This window comes from Ruegeria sp. AM5, from assembly GCF_056540645.1.
The window spans coordinates 101,823-115,409 of record NZ_JBQFXC010000002.1; the positions used below are offsets into that span (position 1 = coordinate 101,823).

Sequence of the window (13,587 nt, forward strand, 5' to 3'; positions counted from 1 at the left end):
AAGCGGTGCCTCATGTCAGCCGTGCAGATCGGCCACGGTATCCACATCGCGCAGATGATCCAGCAACGCCACCCGACGCCCGGGAATCGAAGCCAACGTGTCGGCCAACGCATGTCTCGTCGACCAACGCACGTCTTGGAACAGCCCCGAAGGCAGCGCCCCATAGCGCTGCGCACCGACCAGCCAATAGCCACCATCCGGGGCGGGCCCGAACACCATCTCAGCCCGGCCCAACGCGCGAAAAGCCCGCGCAATGTGACCCCGTGTAATGCCCGGAATATCCGCACCGATCAGGCACACCGGACCATCGGGAGCACCGCGCAACATCCGCCCCATGCGGTCGCCCAGATCTCCGCGCCCCTGAGGCTTCCGGGGTAAATCAACAGGCCAGACCCGACTGTCCATTCCCTCCCTATTTGGAGAGACCGCCAGTACAATCTGCCAGCGCGGATCACGCAGACGCCGGATCAGAGATCGCGTTTGATGCCGAAACCACCAAGCAGCCCCAACCATGCCGATATCGCGCCCCAAACGGGTCTTGACCCGCCCTGGACGTGGCTCTTTCACCATTATGACCAGCGTTTTCTGCATGGATCAGGCGAAGTAATCCGTCAGAATATGGGTGTAGATCGCCTTGAGTTGATGAATTTGCGCCACTTCGACACATTCATCAACCTGATGCATGGTGCGCCCGACCAGCCCAAACTCGACCACCGGGCAATGATCTTTGATGAAGCGGGCATCCGAGGTCCCGCCGGTGGTCGAAAGCGCGGGGCGGATATTGGTTTCTGCCTTAACAGCATGAGCTACCAGATCAGACAATGCCCCCGGAGGGGTCAGAAAGCTTTCACCCGAAATCTTGATCCGGGTCTCGACATCGACGCCGAACGCCTCGGCAACGGCGGCTGCCTCGGATTGCAACCAATCGCTCAAACTGGCCCCGGAATGCAGGTCATTGAACCGGATGTTCACTGTCCCAGAACATTGCGCCGGGATCACATTTGTCGCCGGATTACCGGTGTCGATCGTGACAACCGCCAAGGTCGAGGCGTCAAAGTGGTCGGTACCCTGATCCAGTTCGTGGCTGGCCAGCCGATCCATCAGCCGTGCCATCGCTGGCACCGGGTTCTTCGCCCGATGCGGATAGGCCGAATGCCCCTGCACTCCGGTCACAGTGAACCACGCAGTCATCGAACCGCGCCGACCGATCTTCATCATTTCGCCCATCGTGTTCGGACAGGTGGGTTCGCCCACCAGACAAACCGACATCCGCTCATCCGTTGCGGCCATGTGATCCAGTAAAGCAACAGTGCCATCCAGTGCGTCGCCTTCTTCATCACCTGTGATCGTCAGGATCACCGCCCCATCCGGGGGCGTGTCACGCACAAAATCGATAGCCGCTGCCGCAAATGCTGCCACGCCCGATTTCATATCCGTTGCGCCCCGGCCGTACATCACCCCGTCCCGGACCTCGGCGCCAAAGGGGGGCATGGTCCAGGCTGCTTCATCCCCTACCGGAACCACATCCGTATGACCATTAAAGCCAAAGCTGCGCGCGTGACCCTTCTGCCCCCACCGGGCGAAGAGGTTGCAGGTTCCACCTCGATCTACGCGAGTGCAATAGAATCCGGCCTCCTCCAGCACCTGCTGCAGCAAGACCAATGCCCCGCCTTCATCAGGTGTGACTGATGGGCAACGGATCAGATTTGCTGTCAGCTCAACTGGATCGGTCATATTGGGCCTCTTGTCCTTAGGGGTGCCTGTGTTCCTGCACAGATTCAACGAATTGCCCGGATTGCCAACCCCGAATAGTCGAATTCCGAGACCGAATGCCCAAGCGGCTTGATTTTGCACCCCAACAAAACATGAGCGTTGACCCAGCGGCTGCCTTGCCGCGCTGCCCTTAAGTGAGTTAGAGGGCCGCGAAACAGGTGATTCCACATGAAGCGTGTCTTCTTCGCATTGATCTGCCTGACTTTCGCGACTCTTGCGCAGCAAAGCCAGGCCCAGTCTCTTACGGTTACAACGGTAACCCGTCCTCCGTTCTCATTTGTCGAGGACGGTGCCCAGACCGGTTTCTCGATGGATCTTCTGGCGGCACTGTCTGAATCGCTCGGCTGGGAATACTCGATCAACCGCGTCGAGACATTTGGAGAAATGTTGGGCGCGGTTCAGGATGGCTCTGCCGATCTGGCGATCGCTAATATATCGATCACCGCCTTGCGCGAAACCCGAATGGATTTCACACAACCGATATTTGAGGCCGGATTACAGATCATGGTCCCGTCAGAGGCCGCTCGCCAGCCATCGCTGTTGCACGCTTTGCTGTCTCGGGAATTGTTCATCGCCATCGGGCTGGCCTTTGCGATCCTGCTTGGTGGCGGCATGCTGATGTGGAGTTTTGAGAAACGCGCGCAGCCCTACTTTGATCGCAAATTGAATGAGGCGTGGTTCCCCTCGTTCTGGTGGGCCCTCAACCTGGTGGTGAACGGTGGCTTTGAAGAGCGGATGCCGCGCACCCCGTTTGGCCGCCTGTTGGGTGTAGTACTGGTGGTGTCATCCCTATTCATCGTCTCCGTTTTCACGGCCCGGATCACCTCGGTGATGACGGTGGACGCAATCACCGGCAGCGTCAATTCGGTCAACGACCTTTACGGCAAACAGGTCGGGACGATTTCCGATTCAACCGCCGCCAGTTTCCTGAACCGGCGCGAGATCGACTATACCGGCTATGGCGATCTGCAGGACATGCTGAACGCGTTTGAGAATAAGGATTTGGATGCGGTCGTTTTCGACGCTCCGATACTGTCCTATTATGCCAGCCACGAAGGGCGCAGAATGGCGACAATGACCGGGGGCATCTTCCTGCGTGAAAACTATGGGATCGCATTTCCAACCGGATCGCCATTGGTCGAAGACGTCAATCAGGCGCTGCTGTCCCTGCGCGAAGACGGCACCTATGACGAAATCTATCGCAAGTGGTTCGGGGTGAGAAACTAAGCAGTTTCCTCGTCGCCGAAGAATGGTGTCATCTGTGCCACGATAACCGCGTTTTCATCCAGCGCCCGTTGCATCAATGCCCGCTCATCCGGATCGATATCATGCCCTTGCGCCTCACGCTCGGCCAGGGTGCCATAGCCGGTGACATCCAGAGGTGCAGTATCGGCCTGCTTCAGGATCGCTACTGTCTCGCGCACGGCTTCGGCCTCGTCCACGCCGCTGGCAAAACACATCAACGCCGCCCCGGTCGCGCCTTCGGGCAGGCCGTCGCCATCTTTGCGACCGATCTGAACCAACAACGTATAGACTTGCTGGCGCGAAGGTTTTTTCTGCTTTTCCATAGTGCCCGCAATACGCTGGCCCGATGGCACGGTCAACTCAGTCGCAGGTGCTGGCGTATAGGTGGTCCAACAGCATCTGCGCTGCCACGCGCTGCGTGTCGCGCCATTCCGCCCGGGGTCGCAATGGCATCACAGCATCCGTATTGAAATAAATTGCGGACATACCCGCTGCCACGGCTTGGACCCCTTGCACATTGGCAGCAGGCAGTTCGTTCATGATTTCAGCAGCGATCCTTGCCTCGAAGTCATAGACAAACCCAAGCAAGGGTTCTCGCAAATCCGCGTGTCTTTCTGAGGCTGCGACCAAAGCGGCAAAAACCGCAGCACTTTCCGAAGAATAGGTGCCGCGTCCGAACAAAGCGTCCAGCATCGCTGCAACCCGATTAGTGCACGGCAGAGTGTCGAAGAGCGCCTCAACCTGATCCGCGAAGACTTTCAGGACGTGATCTAGCAGCTTGCGAACCATCTCATCCCGGTTGCCCAGATAGTGGCGCAGCAATGGCCGCCCGACGCCCGCCTCTTCTGATATGCGCGCCAGGGTCGAGCCATCCAGCCCGTACCGCGCGACACAACGCATAAATGCGTTCAGGATTTGCTCGGATCTGGCGTCTTTCATACTGGGACGGGGCATCAGAATCCGTTCGAAACTGGTGGAAAAACATCCGCCAGAACGTAGAGAACGCCCAAACCGATCCACAAACCCGTCAGCGACCAGAACAGTGCCGGATCTGTCGCGCGGTTTATCGGTTCGATCAAGAAGGCCTGCCCCGAGCGCACCGCCAAGAGCCCCCAAAATATGAACAACAGACCCCAAAGGCCGTAATACCCGGCGAAGGTCGAGACAAGAAGCGCCGCCAGAATTAGCAGTGTCATCCACCTTTGATTCCTCAGGGTTTGAATAAAAGTCATCCTGCCTCCAAGCGGGTTCAGAAAAATCTTAAGGTGAAATCTGGACATTCGAAGGTTTATTGTCAATATTGATGATTATCATTTTTGACAATAAACGGACTCGACAATGCCGCCTGACGCACTTCCGGATCAACCCAAGCAACAACTGCCGCGTGAGGCATATGTCTCTGACAGTTGGTATGAGGCCGAACAGAAAACCCTGTTCAGCAAGTGCTGGAGTTTTGCCGGCGTGACTATGGATTTCACCGAACCCGGCGATTTTAGGACAATTCAGGCCGGGGCCTACGCTCTGATCGTCATAAGGGACGCAAATGGCGACTTGCGCGCCTTCCACAACCAATGCCGCCATCGCGGAACCGAGTTGTTGGAAGGTTGCGGCAACGCAGGCAAGACCATTGTCTGCCCTTATCACAACTGGGTCTACAATCTGGATGGCGCATTGCGCGGAGTACCAGCCCAGCGCGAGTGCTTTCCGGATCTGGACAAGAAGGCAACCGCGTTGTTCGGTGCCTCAGTCGGTGTCTTCCGCAACCTTGTTTTTGTTCACCCAGAACCGGATCAAAGCTTTGACGCGTGGCTTGGCGATCTGGCTCAAATACCTTGGCCTCATGATCTGGCATCAAGCGAGCTACAAGAGAACCCCGACGACGTGGTCTATGAGATCAACTGCAATTGGAAGGTCTTCTTTGAAAATGCAATCGACGGCTATCATCTGGCCTATCTGCACAAAGACACGTTGGGCGGGCCAACCCATGACAAGAATCTTTGGGAGGTTTTTGGCCACAACATGGTCTGGTGGTCGACCGAGCGCGAAGGCGTCAAACATCGTATCCCTCAGTTTGTTGAAAACTCGGCCAAAGGGTCCGGCCTGAAAACGGTACGGAATGCCGAAACGCCGGGCTATGGTGGGGTCTACATGCTGTTTCCGACCACGATCCTGACGCCAAACCCCTGGGGGTTTTCGATATCGACCATGGAACCGGTCGACGCCAACACAACTCTGCTGCGGGTCAGAAACTGGTCGCCTAAAGGCTGGTTCACCTATACGCATCGCGCGGCGGACATACCCGGATACGACCCGGAATCCGGTCGGATCAAATCCTCTCACTGGACCCTGCACCCACTGGAGACGGGGGATTTTCAGACCGAGGATGTCTGGGTGTGCGAAAAGATGCAGCGCGCCCTTCAATCGCCCCGATATCAAGTCGGCCCTCTGGCCAAAGGGGCCGGAGGTGAGGCGGCGATTGATTTCTTTCAGCAAACAGTGCTGGAGTTCATGCCAAAATAAGAAAGGCCGCAGAGCATGCACTCTGCGGCCTATTCAAACTGAAACGAGGGGATCAGTCGCGCAGTAGCTCATTGATCCCAGTTTTCGAACGGGTCTTTTCATCGACGCGTTTCACGATGACCGCGCAATACAGGCTTACATTGTTCTTGGACGGCATCGAGCCCGCAACAACCACCGAATAGGGCGGAACCTCGCCATACATGACTTCACCGGTTTCGCGGTCCACGATCTTGGTGGATTTACCGATGAATACGCCCATGCCCAGAACCGAACCCTCGCGGACGATGCAGCCTTCGACCACTTCCGAACGCGCACCGATAAAGCAGTTGTCCTCGATAATGGTCGGACCGGCCTGCATCGGCTCCAGTACGCCTCCAATGCCGACGCCGCCCGACAAGTGCACGTTCTTGCCGATCTGCGCGCAGGAACCAACGGTGGCCCAGGTATCAACCATCGTGCCTTCATCGACATAAGCGCCAAGGTTCACGAACGAGGGCATCAGCACCACACCAGGTGCGACATAGGCCGACTTGCGGACCACACAGTTTGGCACGGCGCGGAACCCTGCCGCGCGCCACTGGTTCTCTCCCCAGCCGGCGAACTTGCTGTCGACCTTATCCCACCAGCCGCCGTCTTGCGGGCCTCTGGTCTGGATTTCCATGTCCTTGATGCGGAACCCCAGCAGAACTGCTTTTTTCGCCCACTGGTTCACGTGCCAATCACCACTGTCGAGCTTTTCAGCCACCCGCAGCGAACCGCTGTCCAGCGCGCTCAGCGTGTCTTCGATTGCTTCTCGTTGCTCGCCGGTGGTCGCAGGGGTGATTGTGTCACGTACTTCCCAGGCGGCTTCGATGGCGGCTTCCAGTTGCGCATTGGACATGGGGCGTCTCCCTAGAGAATCTGTTCACGTTGATGTGGCCTATACGCAAGCGAGACCCATGGCGCAATGCGACGCGGATACCTCGGTTTGCGTCAATCATCGGTAAGTGCGCTGAGTGCGGCAAACATATCCCGGTCATTTTGGGTTCCGGCATTGGGTGCAGTCAGCAACACATCGCCGTAGAAAACCGAATTTGCGCCAGCCAGAAAGCACAAAGCCTGCTCGGCAGTTGAAAAGTCCGACCGTCCTGCCGACAGGCGCACCCGTGTTTGCGGCATGGTGATCCGCGCGGTCGCAACCATGCGCACCAGATCAAAAATGCCTACTTTTTCTAGATGCGCCAGTGGCGTGCCTTTGATCGGGATCAGCGCGTTTATCGGTACGCTTTCGGGATGCGGGTCAAAATTCGCAAGGACCTGCAACAGCGAGGCACGATCCCACAGGCTTTCACCCATACCGATAATGCCGCCGCAACACAGATCAATACCTTCGTCCCGGCAATAGCTGAGGGTCTCAAGACGATCCTGATAGGTACGAGTTCCAATAATCTCGCCATAGAATTCCGGCGAAGTATCCAGGTTATGATTGTACGCCGTAAGTCCCGCCTCGGCCAATCGTTTGGCCTGATGTGGCTTGAGCATGCCCAGTGTGACGCAAGCCTCCATGCCCAGATCACGCACGCCCCGCACCATGTCCAGCACATTGTCGAATTCTTCGCCGTCGCGCACCTGACGCCATGCAGCACCCATGCAAAACCGTTCAGCCCCCGCATCGCGCGCCCGTTTGGCAAGCGAGATGACATGCGCAGGGTTCATGAGCTTTTCCTTGGTCAGCTCGACCTCGCGATGATGAGCGGATTGCGGGCAATAGGCGCAATCCTCGGGACAACTTCCGGTTTTTATCGACAGCAGGCTGGCTTTTTGGATGTCGTTTGGATCGTGATACGTCCGGTGAACTACATTTGCGCGACCTACCAGATCCAACAGTGGGAGGCGCATCAGCGCCTCCACTTCATCCACGGTCCAATCGCTGCGGATATCTTGCCCGGTATCAAGCATCAGGCTGCGGCCCACGGATTTTCTGCATCAGACCCGTCGGCAGGCCAATCACGAGAACGGATGCCAATGCAATCTTCACGAGATCACCCAGAATGAAAGGGCTGAAACCGTAAACCAGAACCTTGTCTGCAGGCACGAACTGAGCCAACCAACCCAGACCCAGCGCATAGATCACCGCAAGTCCAGCCAGCATCGCCGGAACCAGAAACAGTTTGCGCAGATTGTCCGCGGCCCATCCAACCATGACCGAGGCGACCACGAAACCCAGCAAATAACCTCCGGTTCCGCCCATCATATAGGCCAGCCCGATGCCTTTCTCGGGCGTTCCGGCAAACACGGGCAAACCCACTGCCCCGGCGACCATGTAGCCGATCACGGTTGCAGAACCGAGACGCAGCCCAAATGCCGCGGCGATAGCCATGACAGCGGCGACTTGAAGGGTCATGGGCACAGGCCAAAATGGCACCTGGACCTTGGCGCTGGCGGTCAAAAGAAGAATACCCATCGCGACACGAAGGATCTGACCCGCAGGGGTTATTGCTCCGGCGGCCGGAAGGGTGGATTGCAGAGTAGCTTTCATTGTCTTTCTCTTTTTTATAGATAATATTTCATCGATTCGAAGATGATCATCATTTTTATCTATTAAAAATCAAGTCAAATCTGTACGGGATGCACAGATTGTAGTTTCAAAGGCAGAAAGTATCAGCTTGCACGACGGATATGGCGCACAAGTATCGAGGTTGCGGCGGAAACGTCTTTACTCTTCAGCGCCTGAATGATCGCAGCGTGATCCGTATCGACGCGCTGCACCCATTTGGGCCGCCAATGTGCAAACAGGTGCCTGGCACTGGCGATGTGCAGGTCATCGACAGAATGCAAAAGGCGGGGCAACCCGCATGGTGTCAGGATGGCACGATGAAACACCCTGTTCCGGGCCTCCCACTGAGGCATGCTCTCTGCCTCATCACACGCCTTTCGTGCATCATCAGCGGCCTTCAGAGCAGATGGAGTCATGTTTTGCACGGAATGCTGCATTGCCAGCGTTTCCAGCGCGACACGCATTTCGATCACCTCACGCACTTCGGCAGGGTCCAACGCGGTGACGCGCATGCCCTTTCGCGGCTCGCTTTTGGCCAATCCATGCGCCTCAAGCCGCAGCAGTGCTTCGCGCACCGGCACATGGCTGGTCTCAAAGTCGCGCGCGATATGGTCCTGACGCAGCTTTTCACCGGCAGGAAGATCGCCGGTGATGATTTTCTGGCTCAGGGCATTATAGATTGTGTCGGCAATGGTTGCGGTCATGAATTATAGATAAAATCCATGAACAACATCTACAAGCCGCATTCTCAACCCGTTAGCGGATCTGGCGCGATGTTCCCGCCGCAAATCAGCACTGCGACACGCTCACCCGGCTCCGGCTGGTAAGCGCCCGAAATCAGTGCGGCAAGCGCAGCAGCCCCTGCTGGTTCAACCAGTATTCGATGCGTCTGCCACAGAGTATTCTGGGCTTGCGCTATCGCATCATCAGAAACCAGAACCGAACTCATACCTTGGGCCAGCCCAAAGCAAATCTCACCAATTCTCCGTGCGCCCAGTGCGTTCGCTGCAATGCCCGAAACGGAAACATCAACCGGTTCGCCCGCAGCCAACGCCGCATTCAGCGCGCAAGAGGTTTCCGGTTCGACCGCCACGACTTTGCGCGCACCCTGAAACCATGCCAAAGCTCCGGCAATCAGCCCACCGCCGCCCACGGCCACCAATACTGTGTCCGCCTGCAAGCCCTGCGCGTCCCATTCAGCAAAACATGTCCCTTGCCCTGCCACCGTCGCTGGCGCATCATAGGCGTGGATTTGCATGGCGCCGGTGCTTTCCTCATGCGCCTGCGCCATGGTCAGTGCATTGGCGTATTCACCCGAAACAACACTCAGATCAGCCCCGATCCGCTTGATCAGCGCAATCTTGGAGGGACCTGCAAGTTCGGGCACAAAAATCTTCGCTGGGTAGCTCAGTGATTGCGCGGCATAAGCCGCTGCCGCACCGTGGTTGCCACCGGAAGCCGCCACGACGCCTGCCGCAGGCACATCCATGCTGAGCAGGGTATTGAACGCCCCGCGCGCTTTGAAGCTGCCGGTGTGCTGCATATGTTCAAGTTTCATTTCAACCGGATAGCCCGGAATTTGGCTTTCCATCACTGGCGTGACCTGTGCGTGTCCGGCAATGCGGTCCCGCGCTGCCAATATTTCACTTTTCCAATCCATTCTTGTCTTTCCGTGACTGGCACTCTGCCCGCGAACCCTATAGCTGTTTTGGAAACACGCAAGCAGGGAACCCCGCATATGAGAGAAGATCGCCTCAGCCCCTTTCGCGACGCACAGACCGACCGCTCGACCGCAAGCGAGGTACCAGATACCCCGCAGACGCGGTCTTCGGCCTATCGCCTTGCCTTCGCTGATGATGACTTCCTGTGCCGGGATGAGCTGCGCCCCGTGCGGCTGCAACTGGAGCTGCTGAAGCCCGAGATGATCATGACCGAGCGTGAGATCACCTCGACCATCGTCATGTTCGGTGGCGCGCGCATTCCGGAGCCGACCCAGAAACACACGGCGCGGACCGAGACCTTGGCCGGGCTGTCGAAATACTACGATGAAGCGCGTGAGTTTGCGCGTCTGATGACCGAGAAGTCAAATCGGACAGGTTGCCGCGAGAACGTGATCGTCACGGGTGGCGGCCCCGGCGTGATGGAAGCGGGCAACCGTGGTGCACAGGATGCAGGCGGGTGTTCGATCGGCCTGAACATCGTGCTTCCGCACGAACAGGCTCCGAACCTGTATGTAACGCCCGATCTCAGCTTCAATTTCCACTATTTCGCCATCCGCAAGATGCACTTCCTTATGCGCGCTCGCGCCATCACCATCTTCCCCGGCGGCTTCGGCACCATGGATGAGCTCTTCGAATCCCTGACTTTGATCCAGACCGGCCGCATGGATCGCGTCCCTTTCCTGCTGTTCGGGCGTGAGTTCTGGGAGAAGGTCATCAACTGGGAAGCGCTGGCCGATGCAGGCACCATCTCGGACGAGGATCTGGACCTGTTCCGCTTTGTCGACACTGCGCAAGAGGCGGTCGAGATCATCGAGAATTGGGAACCCGCGCCCCCACGCGATGAAATACCGGGGCGCTGAGCCATGAGCCCGAAGACCGGAGAAATGTTGCACTTGCGCGGGAATGCTCTGAACAAGGGCGAGCCTGTGGCCCTGCCGTTGACCCAAAGCAGCATGTACCATCTGCCCGGCGCGCCGGATGGGCATGCCAGCTATGGCCGGGTCGACAACCCGACCTGGGTGCATCTGGAACACGTTCTGTCGCATCTCGAAGATGCACCCTGCCTCAGCTTTCCTTCGGGTATGGGTGCGATTTCGGCGGCCTTGTTTGCGACGGTCCAAGCCGGGTCACGGCTGCTGATCCCGTCCGACGGGTATTATGTGACGCGCCTTTTGGCTGATCGGTTCCTGTCAAATCTGGGCGTCTCGGTTATCGAACGCCCAACCACCGACTTTGCCGAAGGTGGCTTTGATGAATTCGATGTGGTGTTTCTGGAAAGCCCCTCGAACCCCGGTTTGGACATGCTTGATCTGCCAGTAATCGCCGAGGCCGTGCGCGAGGCCGGCGGCATCACCATCGCCGACAACACAACGATGACCCCATTGGGCCAGCGCCCACTGGACCTTGGCGTCGATGTGGTTGTGAGTTCAGATACCAAAGCGATGGGTGGGCATTCGGACCTGTTGATGGGTCATTTAGCCAGCCGCGATCCGCAAATCATGGAGCGAGTTGAGGAATGGCGCCGCGTCTCCGGTGCGATCCCGGGGCCACATGAAGCGTGGTTGCTACATCGGGGTTTGGAGACTCTGGATGTGCGGTTTGATCGGATGTGTAGCTCAGCACAAATACTGGCTGAACGGCTGGCGGCGCACCCGGCCGTGAAACAGATCCGCTATCCCGGACTGACCGATGATCCGGCGCACACATTGGCGACGGCTCAAACCACGCGCTTCGGGTTTCTGCTAAGCATCACGCTTGAGACCGAGACCAAAGCCGAACAGTTCATCAACAGCTGCCCACTGCTGCGTCCGGCTACATCCTTCGGCGGCGTCCACAGTTCGGCCGAGCGGCGCGCCCGTTGGGGGGATGCTGTCGATCCTGCTTTCATCCGCCTGTCCGCGGGGTGCGAACCGGTGGACGAGTTGTGGCAGGCCATCGAGGCCAGTTTAGACGCGATATGACTATTTCTTAGGGTCGCGCAGTTCGGGAAACACGTAGATCGGCAGCACAATACTGCCGATCAGAGCGCCCAACCATACCAGCAAGGTTGCGGCCAACAGATTTGAGATACCGCCAATGGTCAGACCGGATGTGATCAGATCGGTGACCAGAAGGCCAACAAAGGTCACGATCAAGGCAATTCCGCCCTTCAGCGCCGGTGCCTTCTTTTCCCCCAGCTTCAGGATCAGCGGTTCGGCTATCACCTGGACCAGGGTGAACACGACTACCACCACGATGAAGGAAATCGGTCGGATCGCAAACTCTGACAGCAGCAAACTGGCCAACAACAGCCCGATGGCGTTCCCAGCCAGCAATGCCAGCACCGATTTGAGCCTGCGCGTCATGGGGTGATCTCCGTCAATGATCAATCTGAAACATCTTAATATTAGCAGAGCTTGACAGATTTACGAGACAATTTAGCCGCCTCTTCTTTTTTTGACCTGTTGAAATCAATTGATAAAATACCTTCATCAAGGCCAAACCCCACATCGACGAGAGGCAAGATGAGCGACGACCCCTATTCCGTACTTGGCGTCGCCAAAGACGCCAGCGATGCCGAGATCAAGAAAGCCTATCGGAAGATCGCCAAAGAATGCCACCCGGACCTCAAGCCGGGCGATGCCGAGGCAGAGGCCAAGTTCAAAGCCGCTGCTGCTGCTTATGACCTGCTGAAAGACCCCGAGACGCGCCAACGCTACGACAATGGCGAAATTGATGCGTCGGGTCAGGAACGTCCGCAGCAGCAGTATTATCGCGAATATGCCGAGGCTGCTGGCAACCCTTATCGCGGTCACGCGGCTGAACAGGACGATATGTCCGACATCTTTGCCGAATTCATGCGCGGGCGGGGTGGATATGGACAGCGCACGCAGGAGTTCCATGCACCGGGCCACAACCTGAACTACTCGCTGCAGATCAGCTTTCTTGACGCCGTTTTCGGAGCCAGCAAGAAATTGACCTTGCCAGATGGGAACCGGATTGAAGTGAAGATACCTGCGGGTATCACGACCGGGCAAACCATCCGCCTGCGTGGCAAAGGGGCCCCGGGGTACGGCGATGGGCCTCCCGGCGATGCGCTTGTGACGATCTCGGTTGCGGATCACCCGGTGTTCGACCGTCAGGGCGATGACATCCACATCACGCTGCCCATCACCATTGATGAGGCCGTTCTGGGTGGCAAGGTTCCCGCCCCCACCATCGACGGTGGCGTCAATGTCAGTGTCCCAGCGGGGACCAGCAGCGGCAAAACCCTGCGCCTGCGTGGCAAAGGGGTCAAGAAACGCGGCTCGTCCGAGCGGGGCGATCAGTTCATAGAACTGACCGTCGCAATGCCAGACAAGGTAGACGATGAATTGAAGCACTTCATGGAGACATGGCGCGAAACCCACGGCTATGATCCGCGCAAAGGAATGCCGTCATGAGCCGCACATTGACCGAAGCCGAACTGATCGACGCCATCGCCCGCCTGACTTCGGATCGCCTGACCGAATATCTGGCCGCTGAGATCGTGATCCCCGAGCAATCGGAGCAAGGTCTGCGATATCAGCGCATCGACGTTGCTCGTCTGGAACTGGCATGCGAACTGCATGACCAGTACGACATGGAGGCCGATGCACTGTCGATGATGATCTCTCTGATCGACCAGATGCATGGGCTGCGCGCCGAACTGCGCGAAGTTTTGAACGCGGTCGAGGCGCAACCGGAACCGGTTCGCCAACAACTGATCGAAGTGATCGGAACAGCGCGATTCCGTCGCAGTTAACGGGGTTTTGGGAGCCGGGATTTTGGCGT

Annotated in this window: 17 protein-coding genes; 6 read left to right on the forward strand and 11 right to left on the reverse strand. The window is 57.7% G+C overall.

Annotated features, from left to right (window positions below):
* Window positions 1-15: 15 nt before the first annotated feature.
* Together ACR0AH_RS06400 and dapE are read right to left on the reverse strand one after the other, a co-directional pair.
* Window positions 16-591, reverse strand: coding sequence for a TIGR04282 family arsenosugar biosynthesis glycosyltransferase (locus ACR0AH_RS06400; RefSeq protein ID WP_480537090.1), 576 nt, complete (start codon window positions 589-591; stop codon window positions 16-18).
* 3 nt (window positions 592-594) lie between these two features.
* The gene (gene dapE / locus ACR0AH_RS06405) at window positions 595-1,734 is read right to left on the reverse strand and encodes a succinyl-diaminopimelate desuccinylase (RefSeq protein WP_480590945.1); all 1,140 of its coding nucleotides are present in this window, start codon (window positions 1,732-1,734) and stop codon (window positions 595-597) included.
* Between the two features lie 207 nt (window positions 1,735-1,941).
* Between dapE and ACR0AH_RS06410 the strand changes: the two genes are divergently transcribed.
* Complete coding sequence (locus ACR0AH_RS06410) at window positions 1,942-3,000, forward strand: transporter substrate-binding domain-containing protein (RefSeq protein ID WP_170425922.1); 1,059 nt, start codon at window positions 1,942-1,944, stop codon at window positions 2,998-3,000.
* On the opposite strand, the gene ACR0AH_RS06415 is transcribed toward ACR0AH_RS06410, so the two are convergent.
* From ACR0AH_RS06415 to ACR0AH_RS06425, 3 genes are read right to left on the reverse strand one after another with little or no spacing between them, the layout of a single operon-like run.
* Complete coding sequence (locus ACR0AH_RS06415; protein WP_170399025.1) at window positions 2,997-3,341, reverse strand: hypothetical protein; 345 nt, start codon at window positions 3,339-3,341, stop codon at window positions 2,997-2,999. The genes ACR0AH_RS06410 and ACR0AH_RS06415 overlap by 4 nt on opposite strands.
* Window positions 3,342-3,378: 37 nt before the next feature.
* On the reverse strand, window positions 3,379-3,957 hold the full coding sequence (locus ACR0AH_RS06420; protein WP_480590947.1) for a TetR/AcrR family transcriptional regulator: 579 nt from the start codon (window positions 3,955-3,957) through the stop codon (window positions 3,379-3,381).
* 14 nt (window positions 3,958-3,971) lie between these two features.
* Window positions 3,972-4,214, reverse strand: coding sequence for a hypothetical protein (locus ACR0AH_RS06425; protein ID WP_480590948.1), 243 nt, complete (start codon window positions 4,212-4,214; stop codon window positions 3,972-3,974).
* Between the two features lie 142 nt (window positions 4,215-4,356).
* Here ACR0AH_RS06425 and ACR0AH_RS06430 point away from each other — a divergent pair, with 142 nt between their 5' ends.
* The gene (locus tag ACR0AH_RS06430) at window positions 4,357-5,538 is read left to right on the forward strand and encodes an aromatic ring-hydroxylating oxygenase subunit alpha (RefSeq protein ID WP_170399033.1); all 1,182 of its coding nucleotides are present in this window, start codon (window positions 4,357-4,359) and stop codon (window positions 5,536-5,538) included.
* Between the two features lie 52 nt (window positions 5,539-5,590).
* Here the strand turns inward: ACR0AH_RS06430 and dapD are convergent, their stop codons facing one another.
* From dapD to ACR0AH_RS06455, 5 genes are all read right to left on the reverse strand, one after another.
* Window positions 5,591-6,418, reverse strand: coding sequence for a 2,3,4,5-tetrahydropyridine-2,6-dicarboxylate N-succinyltransferase (gene dapD / locus ACR0AH_RS06435; RefSeq protein ID WP_480590950.1), 828 nt, complete (start codon window positions 6,416-6,418; stop codon window positions 5,591-5,593).
* Window positions 6,419-6,510: 92 nt separating this feature from the next.
* Window positions 6,511-7,476, reverse strand: a complete 966-nt coding sequence (gene bioB / locus ACR0AH_RS06440) for a biotin synthase BioB (RefSeq protein ID WP_170694183.1) — start codon at window positions 7,474-7,476, stop codon at window positions 6,511-6,513.
* Window positions 7,469-8,056 carry a biotin transporter BioY gene (locus ACR0AH_RS06445; RefSeq protein WP_170694021.1) on the reverse strand — a complete coding sequence of 196 codons (588 nt, stop codon included), beginning with the start codon at window positions 8,054-8,056 and terminating at the stop codon, window positions 7,469-7,471. The genes bioB and ACR0AH_RS06445 overlap by 8 nt, the downstream gene beginning before the upstream one ends.
* Before the next feature lie 122 nt (window positions 8,057-8,178).
* On the reverse strand, window positions 8,179-8,778 hold the full coding sequence (locus tag ACR0AH_RS06450; RefSeq protein WP_170508976.1) for a GntR family transcriptional regulator: 600 nt from the start codon (window positions 8,776-8,778) through the stop codon (window positions 8,179-8,181).
* A 44-nt stretch (window positions 8,779-8,822) separates the two neighbouring features.
* Window positions 8,823-9,734, reverse strand: a complete 912-nt coding sequence (locus ACR0AH_RS06455; protein ID WP_170732574.1) for a threonine/serine dehydratase — start codon at window positions 9,732-9,734, stop codon at window positions 8,823-8,825.
* Between the two features lie 78 nt (window positions 9,735-9,812).
* Here ACR0AH_RS06455 and ACR0AH_RS06460 point away from each other — a divergent pair, with 78 nt between their 5' ends.
* Both ACR0AH_RS06460 and ACR0AH_RS06465 read left to right on the forward strand, forming a co-directional pair.
* Window positions 9,813-10,655 (forward strand): LOG family protein, encoded by an 843-nt coding sequence (locus tag ACR0AH_RS06460; protein WP_170732575.1) that lies wholly within the window; start codon window positions 9,813-9,815, stop codon window positions 10,653-10,655.
* Window positions 10,656-10,658: 3 nt separating this feature from the next.
* Window positions 10,659-11,756, forward strand: a complete 1,098-nt coding sequence (locus ACR0AH_RS06465; protein WP_480590952.1) for a cystathionine gamma-lyase — start codon at window positions 10,659-10,661, stop codon at window positions 11,754-11,756.
* Here ACR0AH_RS06465 and ACR0AH_RS06470 read toward each other — a convergent pair whose 3' ends face one another.
* Window positions 11,757-12,140 (reverse strand): hypothetical protein, encoded by a 384-nt coding sequence (locus ACR0AH_RS06470; protein WP_170399056.1) that lies wholly within the window; start codon window positions 12,138-12,140, stop codon window positions 11,757-11,759.
* Window positions 12,141-12,299: 159 nt separating this feature from the next.
* Here ACR0AH_RS06470 and ACR0AH_RS06475 point away from each other — a divergent pair, with 159 nt between their 5' ends.
* Both ACR0AH_RS06475 and ACR0AH_RS06480 read left to right on the forward strand, forming a co-directional pair.
* On the forward strand, window positions 12,300-13,217 hold the full coding sequence (locus ACR0AH_RS06475) for a DnaJ C-terminal domain-containing protein (RefSeq protein WP_480590954.1): 918 nt from the start codon (window positions 12,300-12,302) through the stop codon (window positions 13,215-13,217).
* Window positions 13,214-13,558 (forward strand): hypothetical protein, encoded by a 345-nt coding sequence (locus ACR0AH_RS06480; RefSeq protein ID WP_170406831.1) that lies wholly within the window; start codon window positions 13,214-13,216, stop codon window positions 13,556-13,558. The genes ACR0AH_RS06475 and ACR0AH_RS06480 overlap by 4 nt, the downstream gene beginning before the upstream one ends.
* Window positions 13,559-13,587 lie beyond the last annotated feature (29 nt).